Consider the following 14,462-nt stretch of genomic DNA (forward strand, 5'->3'; position numbering starts at 1 on the left):
GGCAGTTTTTTATTTTTCTGAAATATGATTGTTTTTGAATGGATTGTGAAATAATATGATTATTTTTGATTTAAATTGATTGAATTTGATTGATTTTTTACCTATAGTCCGATATGATAAAGATGTAAGCGATTTAAAATAAGGGGGTGTAGAGTTGTTAACACCGGAACGACATCGTGTTATTTTACAGTTGTTGCAAGAAAAAGAAGTTGTAAAGTTGCATGAATTTGTTGAAGCGACACAATGTTCAGAATCAACAATTCGGCGCGATTTAAGTCAACTAGAAAAACAAAAAAAGCTAAAGCGTGTCCATGGTGGTGCGGCGTTATTACAGCAAAAAAGAGAAGAGTTGAGCGTTTTTGAAAAATCGACGAAAAACATTCATGAAAAACAGCTCATTGGAAAATATGCCGCAAGCTTGATTCAAGACGGGGACTGCATTTATTTGGATGCAGGAACAACGACATGGCAGATGATCCCTTATATTGAAGCGAAAGATATCGTCGTCGTAACAAACGGTATTATGCACATTGAAGCGCTGTTAGAAAAAGACATTCCAACGTATCTCGTTGGCGGACTCATTAAGAAAAAAACGAATGCGTTAATTGGTCGAGGAGCTATTCACTCGTTGCAACAGTATAGTTTTGACAAATGTTTTATCGGTGTAAACGGGGTTCATATTGATTTTGGTTATACAACTCCCGATCCGGAAGAAGCGCTTATAAAACAAACCGCTATTCATTTATCACAACAAGCTTTTGTATTAGCTGATCACTCAAAATTAAACGAAAGTACGTTTGCCCAAATTGCACCATTACAAGAGGCAACGATGATTACGAATGAAACAGATGAAGAGTTGCTAGCAATGTACGAAGCAAAAACGACAGTAGAGGTTGTGAAAGCATGATTTATACATGTACATTAAATCCTTCCGTTGATTATATTGTTGAAGCACAACAGATCGAGATAGGACAATTAAATCGTGCAACAAAAACAGCATACTTCCCTGGTGGGAAAGGAATTAACGTATCGCGTGTATTGAAACGATTAAATGTCCATAACGTTGCACTCGGTTTTGTCGGAGGATTTACAGGGCAATTTATTTCTGATGAATTAAAACGGGAGCATATTTTAACAGATTTTATTACCGTAGCAGGACAGACGAGATTAAACATTAAATTAAAAGGGGAAAAAGAAACTGAAATTAATGGTGAAGGGCCTGCGATTAGTGACGAACATAAAGAAGCGCTGATCGCTAAAATAAAACAACTAAAAAAAGGCGATATTCTCGTACTAGGTGGAAGTCTTCCGCCGTCTGTTGACGATGCTTTTTATATAAGGATGATTGAAGAAGCAAAAAAGCAACGGGTAGCTGTTGTTGTTGATACGAGCGGAAACGCATTGAAACAAGCTGTTGCATACGAGCCGTTTTTACTTAAACCAAACCAAATGGAGCTTGGAGAATTGTTCGGAGTCAGTATTCATAGTCGTCATCAAATGATGGAATACGGTAAAAAACTGATTAACAATGGTGTCCAGCACGTTATTGTTTCACTTGCTGGGGATGGGGCCATTTTGTTTCATAAAGATGTGATATTAGTCGCTCAAGCTCCAAAAGGAATAGTAAAAAATTCGGTTGGTGCCGGTGATTCGATGGTAGCGGGCTTTTTAGCTGCATATGTGAACGAAGCATCGCTTGAAGAAGCGTTTCGTTATAGTGTCGCCGCGGGAAGTGCAACAGCATTTTCTGAAGATTTATGCACAGAAGAAGAGGTTCATCGCTTATTAGATGAAGTAAAAATCATGCGAACGGAGGAGCTTGTATGAGAATAACAGATTTGTTGACAGAGGATACGATTGTCCTTGATTTGAAAGCGCGAACAAAAAAAGAAGTGATTGAAGAATTAGTAGACGTTCTTGAGAAGACAGGAAAATTAAACAATCGTCAAACGTTTATTGAAGCGATTTTTGCCCGTGAAGCGCAAAGCACAACAGGGATTGGCGAAGGAATCGCTATCCCTCACGCAAAAACGAAAGCGGTGCGCACTCCAGCCGTTGTTTTTGGACGTTCAAAAGAAGGAATTGATTACGATGCGTTAGACGGAAAACGAAGCCATTTGTTTTTTATGATTGCCGCACCTGAAGGAGCGAATAACACACATTTAGAAGCGTTATCTCGTTTGTCGACATTGTTAATGGATGCATCGTTTCGTTCAAAAATTGAAAACGCTTCGACAAAACAACAGATTATTCAGGCGATTCAAGAAAAGGAGGGAGAAATGGTGACAGAAGAACAACAACGATATGGAAAGAAAAGAGTGTTAGCTGTTACAGCTTGTCCGACAGGAATTGCGCATACGTATATGGCTGCTGACGCCTTAAAGGCAAAAGCAAAAGAAATGGGAGTAGATATAAAAGTAGAAACAAACGGTTCAAGTGGTGTGAAAAACGAGTTAACACAACAAGAAATTGAAGAAGCGGTCGCCATTATCGTTGCGGCAGATAAGCAAGTAGAGATGGATCGATTTGATGGAAAACATGTCATCCAAGTACCTGTTGCCGATGCGATTCGTAAACCAGAGCAACTCATTGATCAGGCATTAAAACAAGAGGCTCCAATTTATCGCGCAAGTGGTGGACAGCGTTCGTATGCATCAAAAGAACGAACAGGATTTTATAAACATTTAATGAATGGCGTATCGAATATGCTTCCGTTCGTTGTTGGTGGCGGTATTTTAATCGCAATTTCGTTTATTTTCGGTATTAAGGCGTTTGATCCGAACGATCCGTCGTTCCATCCAATCGCCAAAGCGTTGATGGACATTGGTGGCGGCAGTGCCTTCGCACTCATGATTCCTGTGTTGGCTGGCTTCATTGCAATGAGCATTGCGGACCGTCCAGGATTTGCGCCAGGGATGGTCGGTGGGTTTATGGCAGCAAATGGCGGTGCAGGCTTTTTAGGTGGATTAATTGCTGGCTTTTTAGCAGGATATCTTGTTGTAGCGTTAAAAAAATGGTTTAGTCGTTTGCCACAATCACTCGAAGGAATTAAACCTGTTCTTCTTTATCCGTTATTCGGTATACTACTTACAGGATTTATTATGATGTATGTCGTTATTGATCCAGTAAAAGCGTTAAATGAAGGAATGAAAACATGGCTTGAAAATATGGGAACAGGCAACCTTGTTTTGCTTGGTCTTATCCTCGGTGGTATGATGGCGGTTGATATGGGTGGACCGATTAATAAAGCAGCGTTTACGTTTGGCATTGCGATGATTGATGCTGGAAATTACGCACCACATGCAGCTATTATGGCAGGTGGAATGGTGCCTCCTTTAGGATTAGCACTTGCAACAACATTATTTAAAAAGAAATTTACGAAAGCTGAGCGAGAAGCAGGGAAAACGTGCTATATTATGGGTGCTTCGTTTATTACAGAAGGGGCCATTCCTTTTGCCGCAGCTGATCCAGGACGTGTCATTCCTTCCATCATCGTTGGTTCAGCCATTGCAGGAGCATTGACAATGATGTTTGGTATAGGACTTCCAGCACCACATGGCGGCATTTTCGTTATTCCGATTGTAAAAGGGAATCCATTGTTATATGTGCTTGCCATTTTCATCGGTTCACTTGTGACTGCGTTAATGGTTGGACTATGGAAAAAAGAAGTGAAAGAATAATAGATTATGAGCGCGCGATGAGAAAAATCGCGCGTTTTTTACTAAATATATTTGACAAAGATAATCATTATCATTTAATATATAATTGTTGAAAATTATTATCAATTATATTTATAGGGGGATTACTGATGGCAAAGGTAATCATGGTATTTACAAGCATGACAGGAAATACAGAAGAAATGGCAGAAGCGATTGCTCAAGGCGTACGTGAACAAGGAGTTGAGTTGGATGTCAAAGAAGTGTTAGATGCTACAGCAACAGAACTTGAGCAGTATGACGGTATTTTGCTTGGAGCGTATACATGGGGAGATGGTGAATTGCCAGATGATTTTTTAGATTTTTATGATGAATTGGATGACGTGGACTTAGCAGGGAAAAAAGCGGCTGTTTTCGGCTCATGCGACTCAAGTTATGAAAAATATGGTGCGGCGGTTGATATTTTAATCGAAAAACTGCAAGAACGAGGGGCTGAAGTTGTTCTCGAAGGATTGAAGATCGAATTGACGCCAACAGATGAAGATAAACAGTTATGCATTGCGTTTGGTAGAGAATTTTCTAAACAGTTATAAAAGGTCGTTTTACGTACGACCTTTTTTACTAATTAAACTATGTTCTAAATAATCAATAAAATAAAAAAGAACAAGTCAATAAATAACTTGTTCAAATTGGGATCGCTTTTTCGTTTTTTCGTGAAAATTTCTCGACATCTGATTGATAATAAGATGGAAAATACATATATACGTCTGTTCCTTCTCCAACTTCACTATGAATAAATAAATCGCCTTTCATTGTCTCAACAATGCGATAAACAACCATCATTCCAAGACCTGTTCCTTTTGTTCCTTTCGTTGTAAAATAAGGTTCCCCTAAACGTTCAATTTGTTCTTTTGTCATGCCAACCCCTGTATCACCAATATGAATAAGCACGTAATCTTTATCGATCGATACGTTAATACGTAATGTACCCCCATTTGGCATAGCTTCAATAGCATTTTTCATGACGTTCAATAAACATTGCTGAAATTTTTGGCGTTCCCCTTTCACTGCAAATGGCACAAGAGACGTTTGGATTTCAATGCTGTTCATATTGGCGAGAGGGCGTAAAATATCAATTACACGCTCAATTTCGGTTTTTACATTTAACTTTTCGACATGTTCTGGAGCTGGTTTGGCAAATGTTAAATAATCTGTAATAATCGCTTCTGCGCGATCAATTTCTTCAATTGCGATTTGAATGTATTGTTTATCTTTATAATTCATTCGTTCACTTTGTAACAACAATTGCATAAATCCTCGAGATACAGTTAATGGGTTGCGCACTTCATGCGAAATCGAAGCGGCTAAATGGCCGACAACTTCCATCTTTTCGGCACGAACAATGCGACGACGAAGATCGCTATGTTTTTGAATCGTCTCGGTAATATAGGAACCTAAAAATGCTGTAAGTGGTTGAGCTGGGAAATATGTCGAAAGCACATGGATAAGCTGTTGCTCATCATTCATCCATATACGAGATAATACGATTGTTAGAACAGCTGTTCCAACTGATAGAGCAGTAATGGTGGTAATTCGTTGTTTGGAAGATAGATGCGTTTGGAATTTTTTATAAAAAAATAAACAGACGATAAGTTGAGTTGTCGTGACGATCATTGTAACAATAATACCTTCTGTTCCGCCAATAATCATCCGATAAATCATAGTGATCATCGCAAGAAAAAGGATAGAGAACGCCCCGCCGTACAAGCCGCCAATCCAAATCGCCACCTGCCGTAAATCAAAAATGAACCCGTTTGCTGTTTGAATAGGGAACGTCATACAAAAGACAATACATATGCCAACTGAAAGCGTTTTTAAAATGGCTTTTAAGCGATCGGATATACGACGTTCTTCAAGCCAGATGGGAACGATCAATAACGCTAATATAATAAAAAATAAATTTAGCAATATTTCTTTAATTAACGAGGGCATATAAAGCTACTCCTTTCGACATATATTTCGAATAATTTGAATATTTTAGTCGAATCGTCTCTTTACATTGTAGGCGAATTTAGTTATCGTGTGAATATGTAACTGTTCGATGCTTTATGTCACGTTTCTACAAAATTTGCGCTATTTCGCATCTTTATGTGATTTGATGGGGAGAAAAGGAGATGAGAGAATGGTTGAGAAAGCGTTAACGAATAAAAAGATTGCACTATGTGCCTCACGTAAAATAGAGGAAATGAGTGTACTCATTTCCAAACAAGGGGGCATTCCAATTTCACGGCCTGCCCAAGGAACGATGTTTTTTAATGAGGAACTAAAACAACAACTTTATCGAATTGTCAATGAGCCAGTCGATTGGTTTATTTTTACGACAGGAATGGGTGTTGACACATTAATGAAAAAAGCAGCCGAGTGGGGAGTAGGAGAAATATTTCTTCAAGCCATTCGTCAAGCGCATGTGGCGGTGCGTGGGTATAAAACGACGAACGTCCTACGTACATACGGCATAAACCCACACATAACTACAGACGATGGAACGACAAAAGGTCTTGTTCATGTGCTGGAAGAAGTGGATTGGACAGGTAAACATGTTGTTGTTCAGCTTTATGGAGATTCAGCTCCGTCATTGCAACAATTTTTAACTAAACGAGGAGCTTTATATCAAGAGATATGGCCGTATCTCCATACTCCACCTGCGCCTCATGTAATGAAACAGCTTGTTGACGAAATTATTTCTCGATCTGTACAAGCAGTTTGTTTTACATCAGCGATTCAAGTACGCTTTTTCTTTTCGTTTGTGAACGAAGGGGGATATGCACAAGAAATAAAACGAGCATTTGACGGTGACGTTGTGGCTGTTGCGGTAGGAAAAGTAACGAAAGAAGCGTTGGGCGAGGAAGGGATTGTGCATGTCATTGCTCCAGCTCACGAACGGATGGGGGCGATGATTGTTGAATTAGCGAGATATTTTGACAAGAAGTAGACGTGCATACATCTATGCACGTCTACATGCGAAATGACTCAACCGTTGTGCGGAGCTGCTCGCCGAGTTTGGCAAGCGTTTGAGCAGCAGAAGAGATTTGTTCGTTCATTGCGAGTTGTTCTTCAACTGTGACTGTACTTTCTTTGCTTTTTTGCATCACTTGCTCAGAAAGTTGCTTCAGTTGATTCATTGTTTGGGTTATTTCATTGGAAATAGCGGTCATTTGCTCAATAGCTGCCGATGTCGTTTGCACTTTAGAAAACACTTGTTCTACAGATTCGTCAATTGCACGAAATGAGCGTTCTGCGGTGTCGTAATATGTTTCGCCCTCAACGAGTTTTCTTGTATTTTGTTCCATCGCTTGCGCTACTTTTTTTGTTTCCATTTTTATTCTATCTAGCATTGTTTCGATTTCCTTTGCCGCTTCTTTTGACTGCTCAGATAGTTTACGAACCTCATCGGCGACAACAGCGAATCCTTTGCCATGATCGCCAGCGCGCGCCGCCTCAATCGCAGCATTTAGCGCAAGCAAATTTGTTTGTTCAGCAATCGTTGTGATGACGTTTGTAATTTTTCCAATTTTTTCTGAATGGCGTTCTAACGATTCAACAAGCGTTTTCGTTGTAAACATCGCAGTGCGCACTTCATTCGCCTGTGAGGAAATTGTTTCAATGGCGCGTTTTCCTTTATTGACAGAGTCATGCGCCCGCTCGGCTGACATCAGTAAGTCCTCGCTACTTTCTGCGATTTGATTCATTCCTATTGCTAGTTCGCGTAATGACAAATCAGATTGTTGCAACATGTGTAGCTGTTTCTGTGCTTCTGCATATGTGAGTTCCGCCATTTCTGCTGCTTTTTCTGCTGATTGTGTACTTTGTTCTGCGCTGGCTGCAAATTGCTCTGCTTGCGATGCGATTTGAAAAGATATGTCTTTCATCATTTGAATCGTTTCTTTTAATTTTGCTTTCATGTGATTAATGGATTGTACCATATGCTTCGTTTCGTCTTTTGTTTGAACGGCTAAAGGAGGAGAAGATAAATCTTGTTTTGCTACGCGCTTTAGCTCATCAGAAACGAGATAGATCGGTTTAGAAATTTGACGGCTGATGAACCATGTAATACAAAGGACTCCTGCTGATAAAATGAGGCTAAGTGTGAAGGAAAAGATGATCGTTCGCTCGACGTCTTGTTCTAATAACTGTCGATCTTTAGCAAGCAACTCTTTCTGTTTTGCAATCATTTTCTCAGCGCTACTTATAAAATCATTTCCTATTTTTGATAAATTTTGATAAATAGCTGATTGTTCTTCTTCCGTTTGCGCACGAACAAATTGTTGAACGAAGTCGAAGTATTGTAGTTCAATTTGGCGCATGTTTGTAAAAATATTTTTCGTTTCTTCTGTCTTTACAATTTTCTCTATATTGTTATAAGTCTCGTAAAAGCGTGAGCGAGCGTTCGTGTAATGGTCTAAATGGTCTTGTTTCCTTAACAGCAAGTACGTCAATATTTCTTTTCTTTGTTCGTAAAAGGCAATCGTCAAATCGTTTGTATACGTTAAAATTTGTATACGCCGATCAATCATTTGCCGCTCTTCGTCGGTGGCTCGAATGAATTGAAATACGGTCAATAGCTGCGCACTAATGAGTACGACGATTACGATAAAGAAAGAGACAAATATTTTTTTGCCTATCGTCATCTTTTTCACTTCCTTTCTTTTGGATAATGTCTGTTTTATCATACGTGTTCTCGAATTTCTTCGTGTGTGCAAATAAAATAAAAAGGCATCCCTAAATTTAACTTGGGATGCCTTTTTTCAGTTTTGAAACCGTTGGGATTGAAAGTGTCCGATGTTCGCGCGCTTGACCGATAAAAAGTAAGCTAAATGGTGTAGCGTGTATCATATAACAAATGCTGACCGAAGCCACGGTTGTAATTGAAAACAAGATCACCGCTTGTAACAGCGCATATATCGTTGTCGGAATGGTCGGTGCAAACATATATAAGAAAAATACATGTCCGATATATGCCCCATACGTATATCGGCTAACGAACCGTAACGTTGTATATAGTCGTGATTTTGTTTGTACGATAGTGATTGACAAGCCGTATAACAAAACAATTTCTGATGTAACATATAGCACCATCGACGGCTTTAAATACGTAATCGCGCTTAAATCGATAGAAAAAACACCTTGAGATATAAACAACTCATAACCAACAAAAATAAAAAGCGATAAAAATAAAAACGTGTTAAGCGGAATGGATCGAATAATAAATTTTCTCCAAGATGGCAATGTGTACGCAGCCATACTACCTAAACAAAAATAGAAAAAATAAGCTAAAAATGTACGGTCAACGTAATGTATATATGATTTGCTTTGAACGATTGGCGAAATGAATGTAATGAAGCCCATATAAGTGACCGCACTAACGATAATAAATAATTTCCAATATTTTTTTTCATTAAGCCATCGGAAGAACGGAACAATGGCGACAATAAGCAAATGAAATTGTATAATCATAACGACGTACCATAAATGAGGAGCTGCTTCTCCAAGTAATAGCTGCTTCACCGCTTCAAATGCATGTGAATGATTAGAAAATAATATCAAATAAATAAACGACCACGTTATATATGGAACAATGAGCTCTCTCCATTTATGGGACATGTAACGTGAATAATGAACCGCATCTGTTTGTTGTGCGATATGAAATCCGACTAAAAAGACGAACACAGGAGCGGAAAATTTGACGACTTGAAACAATATGCTAATCATAATCGCTTCTTCAGGATGTGGCGAGCGATGATTCATAATGTATAGTAATGCACTTTGAAAAACGACAGCGAAAAATGCTAAACTTTTCATAACGGTTAATTCTGCGGGTGTACTTTTTTTCATTTTCCTCACCAGCTTTATTTGTCTGTTTGTTCATATATTAGTATAATGCTAATAGTTTCACAAAGTCGACCAAAGCAGTGAACATTTATTGAAAAAACCGTCTCGAATTCATGAATATTAATAACGAATATTATATAAAACGTTTACAAAAGGAAGGGAAAAACGATGCGTTATCATACTCATATTGTTTCATCATTAGCAATTGGAACCGGAATTGCTGCATACACTTCTGTTTCATTTACAATCGCCTATGCAGCGGGGCTGACGCTCGGGAGCCTGCTACCAGATATTGATGAGCCTAACTCATACATCGGTCGTCGCTCGTTCGGGGTTGCCAAGCAGGTGAATAAGGCGTTTGGTCATCGTGGGTTTACCCATTCATTATTAGCGTGGGGGGCTATCACTACCGTTTTATTACTACAACATTCCTCTCCTTTTACGCTCGGATTATGTCTTGGATATGCATTTCATGTTTTAGCAGACTATTGTTCAAGTCAAGGTGTTCCGTTACTATGGCCGTTTTCTAAAAAAAGATATCGGTTTGTGATAACATATCGTACGTCCAGTCTCTCGGAAACGCTCCTTTTTTATTGCTTTCTTGTTTTGTTCATTTATTTTTTAACAAATGGTGCGATTAAAGACAGCAACTCGATCTTCCCATTTTAATTTATTGATTTTTTAGAATAGATTGACTATTATTATGATGAGATTGACAAAAGTGGGGGATGAGGATGAAAACAGCAGATTTGTGTGATCAATATGGAGAAAGTGTCCGTGTTTGCTCTCTTTCATTCCAAAATTACGGTGGGAAAGCAACGTTTTATGGGCGAATTACAACTGTCGATGTATGTGAGGATAACGTTCTTGTTCGAGAAGCGCTAGAAACAGCACCGGCAGGAAGCGTCGTCGTTGTCGATGGCAAAGGCTCAAACAAGTGCGCCCTCGTTGGAGATCGGCTTGCACAAATTGCATGTGACCGTCAATTGGCTGGCATTATTGTACATGGGTGTATTCGTGATTCGAAAGAAATAAGTACGATGCCAATTGGTGTACTTGCACTTGGGACATGTCCACGCAAGAGTAAAAAAGAAGGAAAAGGGACGCGGGATACGATTGTACATTTTGGGGATATGGAGTGGAAGCCAGGTGCATACGTATATGTTGATGAAGATGGCGTGGTCGTTTCAGACGATCCATTACATGAATAGTAATTTTTTCGGTTATCCTATCGTCTAGGGGGGATAGACGATGGATAAAAAACGAACGATGATAGAAGACGATGTAGCATTTGCTGAACAAGAAATCAATCGATATTTTTACGAGCATCAACCTGAAGAAGTTGTCCCGTTTTATGTCGGCAACAATACACCTGCCATTCGCGTCAGTAAGCAAGAAGAGTGAGTCGGGCTAATCGCCCGACTTTTTTAATGGTCGGTTTTATCGTTTTGGTTTTTGTTTTGTTTACGTCCTTTACTATTGTCTCCAGCATGTCCGTACAACTTTCCATGTTGTGTTGGGGCATTTTGATTTCGACTTCCTTCGTTCACTTTTTTTGTCATGTTTCGGCCTCCTTTCTGCTACAATAAACGTAACATGTTTATTTTTTCAAAAAGGGGTGGAGTTATGCGCGCGTGGCATAAAGAAGCGGAGAAGCAATGGGATGAGCGAGCGGAGTGGTGGCATCAAAGTAGCGAAGACATGTGGGAGAAAGGAAGTCGAAAGACGATTATCCCGTTTGTGACGACATATATGCCGAAAGAAGGATACATTGCAGATATTGGGTGTGGTGATGGATACGGGTCATATAAACTATGCCAACAAGGATATCGTGTTATCGGCTTAGATTTATCAAGCGAAATGATTGAATTAGCAAGAAAACAAAGATATCATGAACATCTTCATTTTCAACAAGCAGATATTATGAATTTGCCTTTTCCAGATGAAACGTTTACAGGTGCGATGATTATTAACTGCCTTGAATGGACTGAACGTCCGCTTGCTGCACTCGAGGAAGTTCGTCGTGTGTTAAAAACAAATGCATATGTATGTGTCGGTATTCTCGGTCCAACAGCTGCCCCGCGAGTAAATAGCTATCGCCGCTTATATGATGAGGCGGTGATTTGCAATACGATGATGCCATGGGAGTTTGAACAGCTAGCCAATGAAAATGGTTTTACTGTTGTCGCTGGGGAAGGGGTGTATAAGCGCGGAATTGATAATTCCACCGTTCAACAGTTACCAACAGAGTTAAAACAGGCCGTTTCTTTTATGTGGTTATTTATGTTGCAAAAAAGGTAGGGAGACGTATCATCGCCCCCTACCTTTTTGTTGAACTTCTAATTTTTCGTTTCCCATGAAGAAAATAGCTATCCCACTAAGAGCAATCGGAATTAATGCAATAGAAAATGAAAATGTAATTGACGAAGCCATCGCATCGACAATTTTTTGCAGCACGTTCGGTGGCATTTGAGCCCGTGCTCCTGTTTCAAACAGCGCATGTGGATCTAGCGAAAATGTTGTCGTATTCGTACCGAATGATTCGCGTAATTCAGCAGCTAGCTTATTTGATTGAATCGTTCCGAAAATGGTTATACCAATTGTCATGCCGAGCGAACGAAAAAATGAATTTGTTGAATTCGCTGTTCCACGGAAACGGGGCTCTAAGTTGTGCATGGACGCCGATGGCAAAAGTGAAAAGGAAAATCCAACCCCAAATCCGGCTAGCGCCATATAAACGGTTAACCAAAGCTTTGACGTTTCTGGCGTCATAAGGCTAAGAAAAAGCATTCCACAAAAATAGGCGATAATTGAAACAAACATAATGTTCCGATATGATGTCTTCGTTTGGGAAATTCCAGCTGTCGAACTTCCCACAACGGAACCAAGCATCATTGGCATTAAAATAAGACCCGCATTTTTAGCCGTTCCGCCATATACCGCTTGTACGAATATAGGAATAAAGACAGTTAAAATAACGAATGTCGCTCCGTATAAAAAAGCTAATAGCTGTGCGATCGCAAATGTACGCCGTTTAAATAAAACGAATGAGATAATCGGCTCTTTTGCTTTTGTCTCTACGTACAAAAAAGCGATGAAGAAAACGGTACTAACTGTAAATAAACAAATAATTGGAATAGAACTCCACTCGTAATGCTTTCCGCCTAGCTCTAACGCAAACATTAAACTAACAACGGCAACGACGAGTGTCAAAGCCCCGTACCAGTCAATGACTTGTTTTGCATGTTGTGTCGACTCTTTATAGTAGCGAGCGATCAAAATAATGGATACGAGACCGATCGGTACGTTAACATAAAATACCCAATGCCAACTTAAGTAGTCCGTAATATACGCGCCGAGTAATGGGCCTAATACGCTCGACATACCAAATACCGCTCCGAGAAGTCCGGTCATTTTTCCACGTTTTTCTGGTGGAAACACGTCGAATACAATCGTAAACGCGATCGGCATGAGTGCCCCTCCACCAACCCCTTGAATCGCACGAAAAATGCTAAGTTGGACGATGTTTTGAGCTAAACCACACAAAGCGGAGCCGATGAGAAAAACAATGAGTCCAAAAAGAAAAAATCGTTTTCTTCCATACATATCAGATAATTTCCCAAAAATAGGCATACCAGCCATAACCGTAACCATGTAAGCAGACGTGACCCATACAAATTGATCGACACCGCCCAAGTCCGCGACGATTGTACCAATTGCTGTTGCAACGATCGTATTATCCATCGCTGCCATAAAAATAGCTAATAGCAACCCTAATACAATGAGAGAGATGTGTCGACCTTCAATAACCACCTTTCTTTCCTCCTTTCGCTATGTATACAAAACATTATATTCTTTTTTTACATACTTACAAATAAAAAAGCCCTCGCCATAAAGCGAAAGCTTACTCCCACACATACGGTGTTTCTTGATACACATAATAATTGAGCCAGTTGACAAACAGCAAATTAGCATGGGAACGCCACGTGTTATATGGTTGCTTATTTGGATCGTCATATGGAAAATAATATTTTGGGATTTGAATGTCCAAACCTTTGGCAACATCTCGTTCATATTCTTCTTTCAACGTTGTGGCATCATACTCTGGGTGTCCTGTTAAAAATACTTGTTTTCCGTCATTTGAAACGACAAGACAGACGCCAGCTTCTTCAGATGAAGATAAAATCGTTAACTCAGAAACTGCTTCGATATGTTCACGTTTAACGTCCGTATGGCGTGAGTGCGGAATTTTGTGAATGTCGTCAAATCCACGAGTAAGTTTGACGTGCTTTTGTTCTAGCATATGGTCGAATACACCGAAACATTTTTGTGGTAAGTTATACTTAGGGATTCCATAATGATAGTACATCCCTGCTTGTGCACCCCAACAAATATGTAACGTTGATGTAACGTTCGTTTTTGTCCATTCCATAATTTTAGTCAGCTCATCCCAATAATCAACTTGTTCAAACGGCAAATGTTCAACGGGTGCACCGGTAATAATCATTCCATCATATTTTCTATGCTGAACATGGTGAAAAGTCGTATAAAATTGATCAAGATGATGTTTTGATGTTGTTTTTGCTTCATGTGTTTCGGGACGTAAAAAAGTCACATGTACTTGTAGCGGTGAATTTCCAAGTAAACGCAATAGTTGTGTTTCTGCCTTTTCTTTTTGCGGCATTAAGTTCAAAATAATAATGTTTAACGGCCGAATGTCTTGGGAATAGGCCCGCTCTTCATCCATGACGAAAATATTTTCTTGTTCTAATATTTCTTTAGCTGGCAGATCACGTGGAATATTAATTGGCAATGTTCTCAACCTCCATTTACATCATATAAATACATTCATTATAAAAATTTTTAGAAAATTGTTCAATGTTTTTTATTTTATTGATTTTTCTATTGGCATTGTTG

Annotated in this window: 15 protein-coding genes; 9 read left to right on the top strand and 6 right to left on the bottom strand. The window is 39.3% G+C overall.

The window, feature by feature from the left end; genetic code table 11:
• Nucleotides 1-154: 154 nt before the first annotated feature.
• The 4 genes from ACPF7I_RS06785 (at nt 155) to ACPF7I_RS06800 (ending at nt 4,249) form a co-directional block, all read left to right on the top strand.
• A complete protein-coding gene (locus ACPF7I_RS06785) occupies nt 155-907 on the top strand; it encodes a DeoR/GlpR family DNA-binding transcription regulator (RefSeq protein ID WP_430744166.1) in 753 nt (250 codons plus the stop codon).
• Entirely contained in the window at nt 904-1,827 is a 924-nt protein-coding gene (pfkB, locus tag ACPF7I_RS06790; RefSeq protein WP_430744165.1) for a 1-phosphofructokinase, read from the top strand. The genes ACPF7I_RS06785 and pfkB overlap by 4 nt, the downstream gene beginning before the upstream one ends.
• Nucleotides 1,824-3,680: a PTS fructose transporter subunit IIABC gene (locus tag ACPF7I_RS06795; RefSeq protein WP_430744164.1), complete on the top strand. Its 1,857-nt coding sequence runs from the start codon at nt 1,824-1,826 to the stop codon at nt 3,678-3,680. The genes pfkB and ACPF7I_RS06795 overlap by 4 nt, the downstream gene beginning before the upstream one ends.
• Before the next feature lie 128 nt (nt 3,681-3,808).
• Nucleotides 3,809-4,249 (top strand): flavodoxin, encoded by a 441-nt coding sequence (locus ACPF7I_RS06800; protein WP_430744163.1) that lies wholly within the window; start codon nt 3,809-3,811, stop codon nt 4,247-4,249.
• 91 nt (nt 4,250-4,340) lie between these two features.
• Here ACPF7I_RS06800 and ACPF7I_RS06805 read toward each other — a convergent pair whose 3' ends face one another.
• The gene (locus ACPF7I_RS06805; protein WP_430744162.1) at nt 4,341-5,648 is read right to left on the bottom strand and encodes an ATP-binding protein; all 1,308 of its coding nucleotides are present in this window, start codon (nt 5,646-5,648) and stop codon (nt 4,341-4,343) included.
• Nucleotides 5,649-5,838: 190 nt separating this feature from the next.
• Between ACPF7I_RS06805 and ACPF7I_RS06810 the strand changes: the two genes are divergently transcribed.
• On the top strand, nt 5,839-6,648 hold the full coding sequence (locus ACPF7I_RS06810; RefSeq protein WP_430744161.1) for a uroporphyrinogen-III synthase: 810 nt from the start codon (nt 5,839-5,841) through the stop codon (nt 6,646-6,648).
• A gap of 22 nt (nt 6,649-6,670) precedes the next feature.
• Here the strand turns inward: ACPF7I_RS06810 and ACPF7I_RS06815 are convergent, their stop codons facing one another.
• Complete coding sequence (locus ACPF7I_RS06815; protein ID WP_430744160.1) at nt 6,671-8,344, bottom strand: methyl-accepting chemotaxis protein; 1,674 nt, start codon at nt 8,342-8,344, stop codon at nt 6,671-6,673.
• Between the two features lie 97 nt (nt 8,345-8,441).
• Complete coding sequence (locus tag ACPF7I_RS06820) at nt 8,442-9,548, bottom strand: acyltransferase (protein WP_430744159.1); 1,107 nt, start codon at nt 9,546-9,548, stop codon at nt 8,442-8,444.
• Between the two features lie 165 nt (nt 9,549-9,713).
• Between ACPF7I_RS06820 and ACPF7I_RS06825 the strand changes: the two genes are divergently transcribed.
• From ACPF7I_RS06825 to ACPF7I_RS06835, 3 genes are all read left to right on the top strand, one after another.
• The gene (locus ACPF7I_RS06825; protein WP_430744158.1) at nt 9,714-10,214 is read left to right on the top strand and encodes a metal-dependent hydrolase; all 501 of its coding nucleotides are present in this window, start codon (nt 9,714-9,716) and stop codon (nt 10,212-10,214) included.
• 65 nt (nt 10,215-10,279) lie between these two features.
• Nucleotides 10,280-10,756 (top strand): ribonuclease E activity regulator RraA, encoded by a 477-nt coding sequence (rraA, locus tag ACPF7I_RS06830; RefSeq protein WP_430744157.1) that lies wholly within the window; start codon nt 10,280-10,282, stop codon nt 10,754-10,756.
• A 40-nt stretch (nt 10,757-10,796) separates the two neighbouring features.
• Entirely contained in the window at nt 10,797-10,949 is a 153-nt protein-coding gene (locus ACPF7I_RS06835) for a hypothetical protein (protein ID WP_430744156.1), read from the top strand.
• A gap of 23 nt (nt 10,950-10,972) precedes the next feature.
• Here the strand turns inward: ACPF7I_RS06835 and ACPF7I_RS06840 are convergent, their stop codons facing one another.
• A complete protein-coding gene (locus ACPF7I_RS06840; RefSeq protein ID WP_430744155.1) occupies nt 10,973-11,107 on the bottom strand; it encodes a hypothetical protein in 135 nt (44 codons plus the stop codon).
• A 64-nt stretch (nt 11,108-11,171) separates the two neighbouring features.
• Between ACPF7I_RS06840 and ACPF7I_RS06845 the strand changes: the two genes are divergently transcribed.
• Nucleotides 11,172-11,846, top strand: a complete 675-nt coding sequence (locus ACPF7I_RS06845; RefSeq protein WP_430744154.1) for a class I SAM-dependent methyltransferase — start codon at nt 11,172-11,174, stop codon at nt 11,844-11,846.
• Between the two features lie 9 nt (nt 11,847-11,855).
• Here ACPF7I_RS06845 and ACPF7I_RS06850 read toward each other — a convergent pair whose 3' ends face one another.
• Complete coding sequence (locus ACPF7I_RS06850; RefSeq protein ID WP_430744153.1) at nt 11,856-13,358, bottom strand: MDR family MFS transporter; 1,503 nt, start codon at nt 13,356-13,358, stop codon at nt 11,856-11,858.
• A 91-nt stretch (nt 13,359-13,449) separates the two neighbouring features.
• Nucleotides 13,450-14,358 (bottom strand): homoserine O-acetyltransferase MetA, encoded by a 909-nt coding sequence (gene metA, locus ACPF7I_RS06855; protein ID WP_430744152.1) that lies wholly within the window; start codon nt 14,356-14,358, stop codon nt 13,450-13,452.
• Between the last annotated feature and the right edge of the window lie 104 nt (nt 14,359-14,462).

Source organism: Anoxybacillus dikiliensis, from assembly GCF_050613275.1.
GTDB lineage: Bacteria > Bacillota > Bacilli > Bacillales > Anoxybacillaceae > Anoxybacillus.

Excerpts from the sequence above, each read along its gene's own strand:
- pfkB (WP_430744165.1), top strand. The coding sequence starts at position 904 with ATGATTTATACATGTACATTAAATCCTTCCGTTGATTATATTGTTGAA.
- ACPF7I_RS06795 (WP_430744164.1), top strand. The coding sequence starts at position 1,824 with ATGAGAATAACAGATTTGTTGACAGAGGATACGATTGTCCTTGATTTG.
- ACPF7I_RS06800 (WP_430744163.1), top strand. The coding sequence starts at position 3,809 with ATGGCAAAGGTAATCATGGTATTTACAAGCATGACAGGAAATACAGAA.
- ACPF7I_RS06805 (WP_430744162.1), bottom strand. The coding sequence starts at position 5,648 with ATGCCCTCGTTAATTAAAGAAATATTGCTAAATTTATTTTTTATTATA.
- ACPF7I_RS06810 (WP_430744161.1), top strand. The coding sequence starts at position 5,839 with ATGGTTGAGAAAGCGTTAACGAATAAAAAGATTGCACTATGTGCCTCA.
- ACPF7I_RS06815 (WP_430744160.1), bottom strand. The coding sequence starts at position 8,344 with ATGACGATAGGCAAAAAAATATTTGTCTCTTTCTTTATCGTAATCGTC.
- ACPF7I_RS06820 (WP_430744159.1), bottom strand. The coding sequence starts at position 9,548 with ATGAAAAAAAGTACACCCGCAGAATTAACCGTTATGAAAAGTTTAGCA.
- ACPF7I_RS06825 (WP_430744158.1), top strand. The coding sequence starts at position 9,714 with ATGCGTTATCATACTCATATTGTTTCATCATTAGCAATTGGAACCGGA.
- rraA (WP_430744157.1), top strand. The coding sequence starts at position 10,280 with ATGAAAACAGCAGATTTGTGTGATCAATATGGAGAAAGTGTCCGTGTT.
- ACPF7I_RS06835 (WP_430744156.1), top strand. The coding sequence starts at position 10,797 with ATGGATAAAAAACGAACGATGATAGAAGACGATGTAGCATTTGCTGAA.
- ACPF7I_RS06840 (WP_430744155.1), bottom strand. The coding sequence starts at position 11,107 with ATGACAAAAAAAGTGAACGAAGGAAGTCGAAATCAAAATGCCCCAACA.
- ACPF7I_RS06845 (WP_430744154.1), top strand. The coding sequence starts at position 11,172 with ATGCGCGCGTGGCATAAAGAAGCGGAGAAGCAATGGGATGAGCGAGCG.